The organism is Vibrio sp. 2134-1 (genome assembly GCF_033339495.1).
In genome coordinates, this window is sequence record NZ_JAWOUS010000001.1 from 367,790 (window position 1) to 381,722 (window position 13,933).

At 45.1% G+C, this 13,933-nt stretch carries 10 protein-coding genes and 1 pseudogene; 4 read left to right on the top strand and 7 right to left on the bottom strand.

The window, feature by feature from the left end:
- Positions 1 to 16 precede the first annotated feature (16 nt).
- Genes R7R78_RS01700 through R7R78_RS01710 form a run of 3 tightly spaced genes read right to left on the bottom strand, consistent with a single transcriptional unit; the run spans position 17 to position 5,479 of the window.
- Entirely contained in the window at positions 17 to 2,827 is a 2,811-nt protein-coding gene (locus R7R78_RS01700) for an Hsp70 family protein (protein WP_225472897.1), read from the bottom strand.
- A 55-nt stretch (positions 2,828 to 2,882) separates the two neighbouring features.
- Complete coding sequence (locus R7R78_RS01705; RefSeq protein ID WP_225472899.1) at positions 2,883 to 4,847, bottom strand: Hsp70 family protein; 1,965 nt, start codon at positions 4,845 to 4,847, stop codon at positions 2,883 to 2,885.
- The gene (locus tag R7R78_RS01710; protein WP_225472901.1) at positions 4,847 to 5,479 is read right to left on the bottom strand and encodes a DUF2760 domain-containing protein; all 633 of its coding nucleotides are present in this window, start codon (positions 5,477 to 5,479) and stop codon (positions 4,847 to 4,849) included. Before R7R78_RS01710 ends, R7R78_RS01705 begins: the two co-directional genes overlap by 1 nt.
- Positions 5,480 to 5,770: 291 nt before the next feature.
- Between R7R78_RS01710 and R7R78_RS01715 the strand changes: the two are divergent.
- Together R7R78_RS01715 and R7R78_RS01720 are read left to right on the top strand one after the other, a co-directional pair.
- Positions 5,771 to 7,313 (top strand): annotated as a pseudogene (locus R7R78_RS01715) (diguanylate cyclase domain-containing protein).
- An 83-nt stretch (positions 7,314 to 7,396) separates the two neighbouring features.
- Entirely contained in the window at positions 7,397 to 7,927 is a 531-nt protein-coding gene (locus R7R78_RS01720; protein WP_005377684.1) for a 3'-5' exonuclease, read from the top strand.
- Positions 7,928 to 8,168: 241 nt separating this feature from the next.
- Here the strand turns inward: R7R78_RS01720 and R7R78_RS01725 are convergent, their stop codons facing one another.
- The 3 genes from R7R78_RS01725 to R7R78_RS01735 all read right to left on the bottom strand — a co-directional run bounded on the left by R7R78_RS01725 (position 8,169) and on the right by R7R78_RS01735 (position 11,093).
- Positions 8,169 to 8,609, bottom strand: a complete 441-nt coding sequence (locus tag R7R78_RS01725; RefSeq protein ID WP_017820644.1) for a TerB family tellurite resistance protein — start codon at positions 8,607 to 8,609, stop codon at positions 8,169 to 8,171.
- Positions 8,610 to 8,798: 189 nt separating this feature from the next.
- The gene (locus tag R7R78_RS01730; protein ID WP_017634943.1) at positions 8,799 to 10,739 is read right to left on the bottom strand and encodes an alkaline phosphatase D family protein; all 1,941 of its coding nucleotides are present in this window, start codon (positions 10,737 to 10,739) and stop codon (positions 8,799 to 8,801) included.
- 9 nt (positions 10,740 to 10,748) lie between these two features.
- The gene (locus R7R78_RS01735; RefSeq protein WP_017820645.1) at positions 10,749 to 11,093 is read right to left on the bottom strand and encodes a hypothetical protein; all 345 of its coding nucleotides are present in this window, start codon (positions 11,091 to 11,093) and stop codon (positions 10,749 to 10,751) included.
- Between the two features lie 235 nt (positions 11,094 to 11,328).
- Between R7R78_RS01735 and R7R78_RS01740 the strand changes: the two genes are divergently transcribed.
- Together R7R78_RS01740 and R7R78_RS01745 are read left to right on the top strand one after the other, a co-directional pair.
- Positions 11,329 to 12,633, top strand: a complete 1,305-nt coding sequence (locus R7R78_RS01740) for a MipA/OmpV family protein (protein WP_021707746.1) — start codon at positions 11,329 to 11,331, stop codon at positions 12,631 to 12,633.
- Between the two features lie 62 nt (positions 12,634 to 12,695).
- Positions 12,696 to 13,085, top strand: a complete 390-nt coding sequence (locus R7R78_RS01745) for a hypothetical protein (RefSeq protein ID WP_225472903.1) — start codon at positions 12,696 to 12,698, stop codon at positions 13,083 to 13,085.
- 94 nt (positions 13,086 to 13,179) lie between these two features.
- On the opposite strand, the gene R7R78_RS01750 is transcribed toward R7R78_RS01745, so the two are convergent.
- On the bottom strand, positions 13,180 to 13,764 hold the full coding sequence (locus tag R7R78_RS01750; RefSeq protein ID WP_225472904.1) for an FMN-dependent NADH-azoreductase: 585 nt from the start codon (positions 13,762 to 13,764) through the stop codon (positions 13,180 to 13,182).
- Positions 13,765 to 13,933: the final 169 nt, after the last annotated feature.

Sequence of the window (13,933 nt, forward strand, 5' to 3'; positions counted from 1 at the left end):
TTATAAGCGTGAGAGCCTAGTTATTTACCAGTGTCAGACCGCTTGGTAGTGCATCACCGAAGATACGCTTCGATTCGCTCTCAGATAGCTCTTTGACTTCTTCAACCAGTGATACCCAAGATTCAGGTACCTTGCTTTGCTTCAACTTAGCCAGTACCTGCTCACGGTAGTCGTCTGAGATATCGAATAGGCGGTCGCCCGTCTTACGACAAATCATTACGGCTGCGAAAGCGATCATTGGCTCTTTCTGCCAGTTCGGCTCTAGCAGCTTAGGCAACCACTGTTCCGCTTGTTCACGAGGAACGACGTTATGCTGACTGCCATATAAAGGCGTACGTGATGCCAAGCGACCCATTGCCCACCAGTGTGCTTGTTCGAACTGGTTATGGTTGATGGCTTTGCTCAAGAACCACGTAGCCAATAGAACTTTGTCTTCGACTTCTAGATGCTCTAGAGAGGCAGATAAGCGCACCATTGATTCGTAACCCATATCTTGTGCCGCTTTGGCGGATTGTGGGTTTTTCATCGCACCAGGATGTAGGTATTTCGCGATGTCCGCCAAGATGGTCTCTTGTTGCTCTTGGCTCAAGCCACCTGCGATACGACGCCAGAATACCCACCAGTCAGTCCAGCCTTGATGGTTTTTGAACTGAATGTTTTGCTGGTAGAGACCCCAAACTTGTTCAATGCGCCATGAGTCGGTTGGATCGCCAAAGCCCGGACGCAGAGCAAAACCTGCCAAACGAAGCCAGTTTTTCTCGTGTTGTTCAGAACGGCGACGACGCTTACGACCTTGTGCAAAGGTATCGAACAGTTGACGTAGGGTCGTGAAATCCCATTCATCACGTTTGCCAAGTTTCTTCTCAAGATCTTTGGCTAAGGTTTTGATCTCTTTGCTTTCTGCGCTTTTCTTGTTACCGCTGTAAAGGCGAGCGATCAGCTCTTTACATTCGTTCAGTTTAGGGTGAAGTTTAACTTGCTCGCTGTCATCGGTTTGCTTGTTACGAACTTCGAATTCCAGCTCCCAACGTTTGTTATCGTCTTCTGCGCTGACACATTCCATCTTAAGCGTGCCGACTTCGGTCAACTGACACGCCAGTTGTACTTCTACGCGCTCTTTCTGGTTGGCTTGTAGTTCAGCGCCTTCACCTTCAAGGGTGGTGATATAAGGCGGCAGAGGAGCAAATAAGTCGGGGTCAACGTCCACCATCACACCGTTTTGAATGGCGGTGTTATTGGTTAAGGTGTCGTGGGTGGAAGTCAGCAGGTTAAAGCGAACGGGTTCACCCAAGGTAAGCGAGAAACGACGACCACTTAAGCGGATCTCGTGACCTTCTTCTGTCCCTTTTGCAAGCAAACAGAGCGCTTTGCCCATCTTGTTCTTTTCTTGAAGGTGCAAGAAGTAAGAACGCGCTGCACCACCACCAATTTTTAGCTGTGCACCACGACGTGCTTTACCAAACGCAACAGCACCTAGTGCAACAGACCAATCTGGATGTGGGTTATCTAATACCGTAACCGGAGCGCCGCGCCAATCGGAAAGGAGGGTAGTGACTCGCTCAGTCACAAGTTCACTATTGAACACACCACCGTTAAGTAGCAAACCTACCGGAATTGCATTTTGTTTTTCGTCTTCAATGCCGAGAGCGGCACGAGCAACTTGTTGGTGCTGAGTTAAGAACTCGGCAACGTGCTTGCTCACCGCTGGGTCAGCAACGTATGGAAGACCAAACTCGACAACCGCGCTGCGGCGTTTGTCCGGCACTTCACTGAAATCAGAAAGCGGGAAGAAGCCATCTAAAGCGATTTGGTGCACTTCTTGTTTGCTCAGCCCAATACTCTTTGTTCCGCCAAGAAGTTTCGAGCCGCTGCCCAGCATGGTGATTTTTACTTCTTCAGGTGCGCTCGATGAAAGTAGGTTTTCTTTCGCCTTGCGAGTTTGCTGAATCAACTTAGTCAGGCTTGCGGCAGTGAGCTTCTTACTTTGGTTGAAGCGGCTTTCTGCAAGGTGTGCTAATGCTAAATCGAGGTTATCACCACCCAGCATCAAGTGTTCGCCAACGCCAATGCGGTCAAGGGCTAGCTCATCTTGAGAAGAGAAACTGGCTTCAATCAAGCTCAAGTCGGTAGTACCACCGCCCACATCACACACCAGAATCAGCGGCAACTCTTTGAGTTCATCAGCAGCGGTCTGCTGGTGGCGTGCGTACCAGTCGTAACATACGGCTTGTGGCTCTTCGAGCAGGACGATTTTCTTTAAACCTGCCAGCTGTGCAGCTTCAAGCGTGAGCTTACGAGCGGTTTCATCGAACGAAGCTGGAACGGTCACAACCACATCTTGGTCTTCTATCTTATTGCTAGGGTGACGGTAGTTCCATGCTTGACGAATGTGGTTGAGGTAGCTTGCGCTGGCAATAACGGGTGAGACTTTATCTACGTCTTGCGCGCCCGCCCAAGGAAGAATGTCTGAACTACGATCCACTGCTTGGTGCGATAGCCAGCTTTTAGCACTGGATACTTGACGTCCTTCCACCTTAGCGCCTAATTCACGAGCCCATTCACCCACGATCACATTACTAATGTCGCCAGATACAGGTTCGTTTTCCCAAGGAAGTGTTAGGTCAGAAGGGGAGATTTGACCAACCGCTGGGTGATAGCGGAAAGAGGGCAACAATGGCTTACGAACCACTTCACCCGGACCAATCAATTGGTCGATGTCGAATAGGGATACTTCGGATTGTTCAAGGTTGTCGGTAATTTCACAATACGCCACCACAGTGTTTGTGGTGCCAAGGTCAATACCAACAAGAAAACGAGGAGATGCCATACAAACCTTCGTGTATTTAAAAACGGCACCCGATTGGATGCCGTTTGATTTCTATTTATTCTTCTTCGTTTGAGTTGCTTTTCGCGTCTTCGCGCACATCGAACTCAACATGCCATTTTTGACCGTTATCAGCGGCAATGGCTTCTAAGTAAAGCGTACCAAGCTCAGTGACGCGAGAGGCTAGGGTTACCGGAACCACTTCGCCTTCACGACGACCTTCAGATACAGGCAGCGTTACTTGGATCTCTGGAAGCTCTTCAAGCTCTTCTGGTGCCCAGTAGTCTAGGTGAGTACCTGCTAGGTCATCACGACGAACCGTTGAGCCAAAGAATTGGAAGTTAACCGGCTGACCGATGATCAAACCAAACTCTTGGCTTGGTACGTCAACGCTGGAACCTTCTTCCATACCAAATGGTGCAACGCAAAGTGCTTCCATTGGAGGCGCCATGCCAGGAATCGCAGGCATCGCACTTTCGATACCCACGTAGTACGCCGAAGCAATACCACCACGGATACGAACGCCTTGACCACGACGTACAGAGCCGTAGTAAGCCGCACCGCTAGCAACCGCAAGGTCTAGATCCACACCTGTTAGGCGCTTCGCCATTTCTGCATCTGCTTCAATTAACCATTCGTTGATCGTGTCTTCTAGACGAGTTGCTAGAAGTTTCGATTTCAGAACACCACCGTTGAATAGGATTGCCGTTGGCTTGATGAAGTCAGCCGATTGCGCTGCATCCGAACCTGGCATACCAGGCATGTTAGCGAATGGGTTGAAATCTTGAGCTGCTGCTTCTGCGCTATTTCCTGAAGCAGAAAGAGCATTGGCTTGCTTAGACAAGAACGCTGCAATGTGACGAGTAATGCCTGCATCTTGTGCGTAAGGCAGACCCATTTGCGTTAGTGCACCACGGTTACGTTGAACAGGGTGGTCCGTAATCGCAACTTGAGGGAAGAAGCCGTCAACCAGTGTTTGTTGTACTTCTTCTTGAGTCAGTTCTGTTTTCAGCGTTGCGCCAAGCAGTTTAGAACCACGGCTTGGTACTACGATTGGCACTGACTGAAGTTCGCTGTCGTTCAATAGCGCTTCTTTCGCGTCGCGACATGCGTGTGTCATTGCCTGCACTTGCCATGGCTGTAGCTCTTTGCCTTCTTGCGCTAGCTTCATCTTCAAGCGGTACGCAAGTGCAAGGTCCATGTTGTCACCGCCAAGTAGGATGTGTTCACCTACCGCGATGCGGTTCAGAGTTAGGTTGCCGTCGTCTTCGGTTACTTCAACCAAAGAGAGGTCGGTTGTACCACCACCGATATCGACCACAAGTACGATGTCGCCAACTTCAACTTCGTCGCGCCATTTGTCGTTGCTGTTATCAATCCAGTTGTAAAGCGCAGCTTGTGGCTCTTCTAGAAGCGTTAGGTGCACAAAACCAACGTTGCGTGCTGCTTCTGCAGTTAGATCGCGAGCAGCAGGATCAAAAGAAGCAGGAACTGTAATAGTTACGTCTTGATCGGCAAGGTTGTGATTTGGATTGGTGTGATTCCAAGCATCTTTTAGGTGCTCTAGGTAAAGCTCTGTCGCACGAAGAGGGGAGACTTTTTCCACTTCTTCTGGGCTACCTGCTGGCAGGAAAGCATCACGACGGTTCACACCTGCGTGGCAAAGCCAAGATTTCGCACTTGCAACAAGACGAATTGGTGTTTTTGAACCTAGGTTACGTGCAATTGCACCAACTAGAGCTTTTGGCTCGCTCGACCACGGAAGAACGCGTGATTGCGGGTTCATTTCGTGTTCGTGCGGCTGGTAAAGGAAAGAGCCTAATTGGCTGCGAGTCTCTACCGTACCCGGCGCAGTCAACTGCGGGATAGGCATCACTTCAACGCGAGCGTCTTCGTCGTGAGTATCAACAAAAGACATCACACAGTGTGTTGTACCTAAGTCGATACCAACACTGAATTTAGGCGTCTGTTGAGTTTCAACAGACGCTTCTTGAGAATGGTTTTCTTGGTTCATGTGTTCCATTACAGCTCAACCTCAGCTGGAGCGATCACAGATGCGTCGTAGTTCTCAGCCAGTTTAGGCAACGTCATTGATGTTGCCTTCCAACCTTTGTGAACTAGCGTGCCGTTAAATGGCGCGCTGCCTGTTACGTTGCCAGTTAGGCGGATTTCTTGTGGGTTGAAGCCTTCTTCAACCGTAATGCGAGTTTCTTCGTCTTCGTTACGAACGTGCGCTAGCGTCACGTAGTCGTTCAGTACTTTCTGACCACCAGTGTGGATTACGCGAGCGGCTGCGCCTACTTCTTCATCAGAGAATGACGTTAGGTCTTCTTTTAAGAAGTCAATCAGACGAGCTTCTTGTTGCATGATAGAAAGCAGCTGCATTGCAGAGTCTGTTGATGCGGTTGCAAGTTTTGATTCAACTTCTACAACACGCTCTACGACTTTCTCTACTTCCACTACTTTTTCTACTTCAACGATCTTCTCAACTGGTTTCTCAACCTCGACGATTTTCTCGACTGGTTTTTCTACCACTTTCTCGACCACTTTTGATTTGCGCGACACTGCAACTAGAAGAAGCAAAACGCTCGATGCGGTTAGGCCAGCGTGAAGCATATCGAGCGTTTGAGGAATTAGGTTCAAATCAATGTTCATGACGTTTTTTCTCTTTCTATTGATTTATTGGTGCTCAGTATTGGCTCATATTTGTTCACTAAAACGATCGTCTTTGCGATCTTGCACCAAGTTTAGACATTAAAATGATGACGGATGGTAGCATATTCAAGGCTTAAGGCTGTAATAATTCGTGACTATACCGTACGAACAGAGTGAAAAATCGACGATCAGACTCCCCAATATAGGTTGTTGCTTGATGTTTGTGCATTGCTAACGCAGTATTTCAATAGATCCCGAAGTTTAACTTACGGAAGTATCAAAAATTACGATATGACACAAAGCACCGCTCATAAGAGCTTTATAAAACGACATTCAGACTCTATTTTAGCTTTTTTGGCGACTTTAATGTGTCACTGCTGGTGTAGTCGGTGCTGCTTATACAATGCAGCAACGGTATACACAGACTACGTTTGATACTTTAGCCGACCGACAAGCAGAATCACTTAAAGCAAACGTCGAGAATGATCTAAAGTTCATTGGTGCGGGCGCAAACTTTTTCCATTCGATTGAGCGAAGCTATTGGCCATCGTTTCCCATGTATGCGGAACAAGTGATTAATAGCTCGCGAAGTCTCATTGGACTTCAATGGATGCAAAAGGTCGAATTCGAAGATCTTGATGAACATATTTTAAAGACCCGTCAAAAATTTCCAAACTTCCAACCGTTTACCGTTCCTAAAGATGGTCCCAAAACCTACGGGTACATTTTTGAACACAATGAGCCAATTTTTATCGCGTCGGATATCTACCCAAGAACACCGGAAAACCTTTCTCTATTGGGTTTCTATTTTTCGCGCAAACGCTTCGATTTAATCTTGGATGATATTTCCGAAAATGGGCGAGCGAATGTCTCGGATAAAGTTCGCTTACTGCAAGATGGTTATGACAAGTCCATACCTAAGACTGGGTTGCTGGTGTTCCATCCAGTGTTCGACTTCGAGAACAAATATTTATTAGGAGTAGTGACCGGCGTTATCCGAAGTACGGTTTACTTTGAGGATTTGATTACGAAAACCGCGACGGAGCTCGATATGTCGGTGCGCGTAGAAGACTTGGGATTCGACGCAGCAGATGACCCTGTTCTCTTTCAAAGTGCTAGCTGGGATAACATTCGAGGAACGGTTATAAGCCGAACCATTCAACTGCCTAACCGTGAATGGCGTATTGACTTTAAGCTTTCTGACGCAGTCTCAGCTTGGGAGCGTTCTATTTTAGCGGGCACGACGCTAGCCGGATTGGTAATCGCCTTTTTGATCAGTTGGATTGTGAATTTACAGTCTCGAGAAAAAGAGCGCTTAGCGGTCATGTTGGAGCTCAAAACCGTTGAATTAAAAAGAATGGCAGAGCGAGACCCTCTAACTCAACTACTTAATCGCCGAGCATTCAACGATTATTTGCTCAATCAGATAAACAAAGGTGTTAACTTCGCCTTGGTTGGTTTTGATATCGACCACTTCAAAGTGATTAATGACAAACACGGCCATTTAGGTGGAGATGAAGCGTTACAACATGTCACTAAGCTGGTCAGTGCTAATTTAAAACCGGGAGATAAGTTTTACCGAGCTGGTGGTGACGAGTTTTGTATTATTTCTAAAGTCATTGATAGAGCAGCGCTAGAAGCTTACCTAGAAAAGTTACGGAGTGTTGTGGCAAGTACGGCTTTTGATTATGGTGATGCGTCAATCATCTGTACGTTGAGTATCGGTGCGGTTATCCATAAAGAAGAAGATCCTGAGAGCTTGTATCACAAAATGGATAGTCAACTCTATTTGAGTAAAAAAAACGGCCGTAATAATGTGTCGATCGGCGATTAAATGGGCGCACAAATTCGAGTTTTACGCCGTGTTACGATAGAATCGCACGCTTTAAATTTTTATGTTAGGAACCAAGGCAAACTATGAACCATAACCGTATTGTATGCTTCGATTTAGAAATGTGTTGCTGGAACGAAAATGGCGTCGGCAGCACGGGTGAAATTATCGAAGTGGGGTTAGCTGAAATAGATTTGTCTAAAGGTGAGATAGTCAAGCGTGCTCAATACTACGTGAAACCAGAACACGATGAAGTGTCTCTGTTCTGCGCTGAGTTAACGGGCATCACACCACGTAAGATTGAAAAACAAGGACGCCCACTAGAAGAAGTGCTTAAATCCATGGTTAAGAACTTCGGTGGTCGCAACAAAATCTTTGCATCTTGGGGGCGAGATGACCTCATTCTTCTAGAAGAGTGTAAGCAAAAAGGTATTGAAGCACCGTTCACAGAGTTCATCAACTTAGCGACACTCTACCGTATTCAAAATCGTCTTAAAGATAAACGTATAGGCCATCGAGCCGCTCAAGAAGCAAAAGGAATAGACTGGGAAGGGCGTCAACACTCTGGCTATGTAGATGCATACAACTTAGCTAAGCTTGCTTTGACCATGTTTTAGTTATTCGAACTTAGCTAGCTTGTAATTAAATAATCATCCAACCATTGTTGTTTTGTCATGTAGTCTGTTTAGTGTGGAAAGAGCTAAACACATACCTTGACCAGTATTTTAATAACAATGTCGTTGGCTTATTGAAAAACGCGCAGAGTGCGCGTTTTTTTATGGCTACAGAAGCGATATCTGTTGTCATTCTAGGGGTAGCTTAGAGTTAGCCAGCGACTTATATACTCATCTCGTCACTTTACTGAGACTGTAACTTCGCTCGAATGAACTCGCTGTGATCAACATAGAGTAGCTCTGCTGTTTTACGGATCACCGCGTCTTCTAGCGGGTCAATTTCGCCGTCTGCGTAAGCGACTTCCCACATGCTTTTGATTAAGTTGTAACGAGTTTCTTGAGTCAGTTCTCTTAGTTGAGAGGTAAAGTCGTACAGCGAAGCGGAATCTTTTATTTTCTGTTGCGCTTGCTCTAACAAAGTATTTGATTCTTCTTCATTTAACGAAAGCAGTTTCATCAATAAAGAGCGCTTTGTTTCTTGTTCTCTATCATCGACACTATGGTCTGCGCCAGAAACTTCACAAAGCAAACACGCGATAGCCATGTTAGGGGAAAGTGTGTTGGTTTGGCTTAAATCAGAGCCATCAATGAGTTGTTTAAATAATGATGTGAGAGAATTAAACATAATGAACACCGAGCTATTGTTTATTTGGTTAACATGGTAATAAATACGGAAGATCTCAAGGTGCGATACCAAATTTAGCACGCCGTTGACATTTAAGAACGGCCACTTTCTCCCCAAAAAACCTAAACTCCTGAGTTAGTTCAAGGTGACTTGCCTCTTACAAAGGGCAAGTCATTTTGGGATTGATACTCAGCTTTCAGCACGTGTCGGTGGAAAATGAACTTCGTCACCATCACTCGTCAGAATACTAATTTGACTTGGTTTGCCTTCATCATCAAGACGTAGCTCACCAATGGCACTATGGTTAACCAAGCGATAAAAGTTGTGCGTACTTGGTGCGCGTTTGTAAATCTTGAGTCGTTTACGTTTTGTGAACCAGTTTAAAGGTGAGCGAGGGCTGTATAGCAGTCTATCTAGGCCATCACAAATATTGAGCAGTTGTGTAGGGAACTGATTTTTAATTCCACTACAGGTGATTTGATAGATATTCGGACTGTTTTTTCGATAGCGGAGCTTAATATCGTATGCAAAAGAGTAGTGTACGTCGCCAGAGAGAATAACAAAGTTAGTTGGTGTCTTTGTGTGTGTGAAAATACTAATAAGAGTATTCGCACTTCCGGGGTGAGCCATCCAGTTTTCAGCATCAACCATCAATGGTTTACCAAGCATGGTCACCACACGTTGTAGTGCTTCGATAAATTTCACACCAAACATTGGCGCGGCAGAAACAATAACAACTTTGTCTTGGTGCACGAGTTCTTGGTGGAACTCAATCATCGCTTCCCAGTCCATTAAGCCAGAAGGTTTGTTCATTTTAGACTCAGAACGCCAGCGTCTGGTTCGTGTATCTAGCACGACAACTTTTGGTGTCGTAGGAATGGTGTAGTGCCAATTCTCAAAGCGATATAAATATTGAATAAATGCATCTTGGGTTTGCGAGGTTCGCTCATCGATAAAGCGTTGAGCGAGGCTCATAAATTCATCATTGAATTTTTCTGGCGCATTTCCCCAACCTTGGCAAAGCCAGTAAGCAATCAAGCTATTACCGATAATGCGTTTTGCAAACGTGTTGCTGTATGCGGCTTGTTCCCAGCCTATGGTGAGATTCCAATCGTCGGTGACATCGTGATCATCAAAGATCATATAGGTTGGAATGTGAGCGAGTAAGCGTTGAACCTTGTCCAGACCTGCGACGAATTTATCAATTTGTTTTTTTTCTTCGCGCCATTGCTGCTGCCATTTCGGTTCAAGAACTTCTCCGCCGACAGTAAATTCGTTTTCTAATAAACGATCCGTTCGAACAAGCTTCCACAAGGTCGGAGACCAAACCAATAAGTACATTGCAAAGCACTCAGCAAAGCTTATTAGGTGATTCTCACACTCTTTGGCGCTGAATATTGGTGTCCCTCGGTGTGGAAAAAACTTACTTAGTAAACTGTCATCACTCACATAATGAGGCAACAATTTATCTCGACCATAATAGCAAGCAGGGTGTTGGTAGAGGTCATTGGTATTTTTTATCGGAGCTTGATCGAATTCTTCGCCTGGCAAACCCAATAAAGCTATGACTTGCTCAATGGCATCGAGAGTGGGGCCTGCAACATGGTCTGCATAGATTTGATCACCACTCATGATGAGCATATCTGGTCTTTCTTCAATGGATTGAGACGCGATTTTATGATCCGCAGCGACCAATGTATCATCACTGAAGTGATGGGGATTACGGCAAGAGCCATGTAAGAGATAATCCGCTTTTTCACTAACGAGGAACTCAATACCCAAGTTTGGCGTATTATCTCGCTCATAAGTCAGGTGAGGGAGCAGTTCCGTCACTAAGCCATATTGCGTTTTTATTTGATAGCGTAACGCTTGATGGGTTGGAAACTCGCCTTCTAATTTAAGTAAGCAACACCACGCATTGAGGCCGATTTGAAGCTGTTCTTTTTGTTCACTTAAAGGGGCTTGATAAAGGATGGAGGCATTTTCATCCGTAATTTGCACCATACCCTCCAAGCGTTGGGTGGTGACTAGCCAAATATTGATTTCAGTTGCGGTCACTTTACGTAGGATCGGACCTGCAACGACAAGAGGAAGTGAAGAAATTTCAGTCGTGTTCATCAATGCTGGCAAAACGGCTCCTTATGTGTCGGCTTCTTCTTCTAATATTTCGATAACTTGCGAGCTACTAAGTTCATGTCCCATAAGGAACAAACCAAGCATCGCATCGGCTTTTGACGCGTTATCACTGTCTTCATCCAAAATTTGCTGAAGCCGAGTTCTAATTAGGTCGATTTCGTGTTCGACGAAGCCACGCCCTTCTTCGTCACCTTGACCATCTTCTGGTGCATTATCAAAGTGCAAAAACAACATGTCACCATCGAGTTGAGTCCCTATCAACCTCTCTGGCAGCCATGCTTCTCCCATCACAATGTCTGTGTCTGCGGGTAAATGATTCAAGGTAGAGATGAGTTCTGATGCTTTCACTTTTTACTTCATTATGTTTGATTTAGAACTAAGCTAGAGTTTAAGCGCTTGTTGTAATGGTAAAATATTCGCAAACAAGCTCACCTAGTCGTGCAATATTAATATGATCTTGGGACTCAAACTGTCACGAGGATGACAACATTTGCCATTGTAACGGCTATCATCAGCAGAACATAAGCTTTTAATGGCAAATCATTGATGTTTGCCTGCTTCTCAACCAACATTTTTCGAACTCATGAAGAGATTAATTCTAACAACACTCGCTTTACCTTTAGCTGCGGCAGTTTCTTCTGCGCATGGTGCAGAAGAACAAACGTGGGGGATTGCTGCGATGTATCGCACAGCATCGATTCCGTTTTATACCGCCGATAATGACTCTACGGTGAGTACATTTGTACCAATGATGTTCTTTGAAAACGAACATGTGTATATCAATGGCATTGAAGGTGGCGCTTTTTTGTATAACGAGAGTGATTCCGACTGGCGCGCGAGCGCACTCATGCGATTGAGATTTGTCGATATTCCCATGTCGCTACAAAATGCTAATGAAGGGGACAGAGTCGATTTCGGTGGGCAAGTGCGTTATAGCATTAACGACAATTGGCGCGCAGAAGTAGAGCTGATGACGGACGACGAACTCCAGTTTCACTCTAATTACCGCCTTGCTGCCAATTATGTATTTGGGGATTGGGAATTAGAGCCATCGATTACGATTCGATACAAAGACGCTGATTTCAATAGTGAATACTATTCCTTTAAGGATATTACTGGCGAGAGAATTGGAGCTGGACTTGACACCAATCTTGGTATTAAAGCGCGTTACCATGTAACTTCAAATTTGTATTTACTGGGTGAGACGAGTGTTACTCGCTTAGATGATAACGCCTACAACAGTCAGCTTGTAGAAGATCGATATCAGGGAGAAGTGTTTGTCGGTTTTGGCTTTTTCAACGATAAAAGCAAAGTTCCGAAACCGACACTGAGCAATAAAGCATATCTACGTATTGCGCATGGTTGGGCGACGCCTTCGAACATCGGTGAAATATTTAGCTTTGAGAGAGAAAAAGACCCATACGACAATCAACTTACTTCATTGTTTTATGGGCATCCATTAACGGATGAGCTGTTTGGTTTTCCTCTTGATATTTATTTAACGCCAGGGTTGGTTCATCACTGGTCGTCCAGTGTTCAGTCTGCGAGCACAGAATACGTCATGGCGATTAAGGCTTATTATACGGTTAATTGGCCTACGACTTGGCGATTTGGTGTAGCGGAAGGTGTGTCATACATTGATAGCATTACCTATATTGAAGGCACAGAAATGGAAGACAAGGGTTATACACCAAGCAAGTTGCTCAACTACCTAGATTTCTCGTTTGATGTCAATGTAGGCGATCTCTTCAACCAAAAGAGCTGGAACAATATGTGGGTGGGCTATTCATTGCATCACCGCTCGGCGATTTTTGAAAGCGCTTCCCAGTTTGGGCGAATTAAAGGTGGGAGCAACTACAATACTATTTATTTCCAGTTCGAGTTTTAGCGCATCGCGAGATGTATATAGGTCGGATTTGCAACTGACTTATTTATCGCCCATTATGAGTAATGATGAATAATACTATGCTGCTTTCAACGAGAAATTTCGTATATCGTGCCAGAGTTAAGGCTGTTTGTGATGCATCTGATGAATCGGATGGCATAAGCACCATGAGTATCGACTCCTCATTCAATCTTCAAATTGAAGCGATAAATTGTACCAACGCTGAATTTGCCAAACGCTTTTTTGCCATTCACGGAGAAGGGCACTTGGAGGGCGATGAATGGTTGGTGTTGTACGTCAACTCTCTTGACGTTAAGGCGGGAGACAATATAGAAGTGCGTAGCGATGTCGCGTTTAATGCGATGATCGAGAACATGATATGCGAAGCTGAGCGGTCTTTAGAAAAAGTCTACCTCGATGCAATACGTAACTTGGAGAAAGTGAATCGTTTTTGACGATGTAAGCGACCCTATAAACACGATCAAGGCATCTTGATCTAAAAAGGGATTGGCGCGAACCAATCCCTTTTGTATTCTAGTTTATTCTAACTTACGCCATTGTTGCAAGTTGGCTTTGCGCTTCTGAAATGCCTTTTGCAGCTGCATCTTCACCCATGTTTAGCGCTTCTGCGTAAACAAATTCCACATCAGTGATTCCTACAAAACCCAGTACAGTGCGTAGGTACGGCGTAACGTTGTCAGTTGGTGAATCTTTATGAATACCACCACGAGTCGTTACTACAATCGCCTTTTTACCTTCAATCAAACCTTGAACGCCGTTTTCTGTGTATTTGAATGTCACGCCTGCACGAGCAATCAAATCAATCCAGTTTTTAAGCTGAGTCGGGATGGTGAAGTTGTACATTGGAGCGGCAATAACCAAAGTGTCTGCGGCCTTTACTTCTTCAATAAGGGTGTCAGACAAGTCGACCACCGTTTGCTGTTCTTGTGAAAGATCTTCCGTAGCGCGCAGTGCAGTCGCAACGGCGAAGTCCAAAACAGGTAGCGGGTTTGCAGCCAAATCACGAACAGTAAGCTTGTCTTGGTCTACATTTTTGATGAAGTCTTCAACCAATTTGTTTGATTGAGAGTAATCGCCAAGGATGCTTGATTTTAGAGCTAGTACACGAGACATAATGGTTATTCCTTAAATAAGTGCTTTCGATTATGGGAGCCATTATAAGCAACGTAAGTGAGTTCAAAAGCCTAGCGATTCGCTGAACATGTTCGAAAAAATTGAATGAGCTTTCGGTTATCTTGTTACAGATCTTGTGTGATACAATCCGCGCAGTTTTTGTAATGAA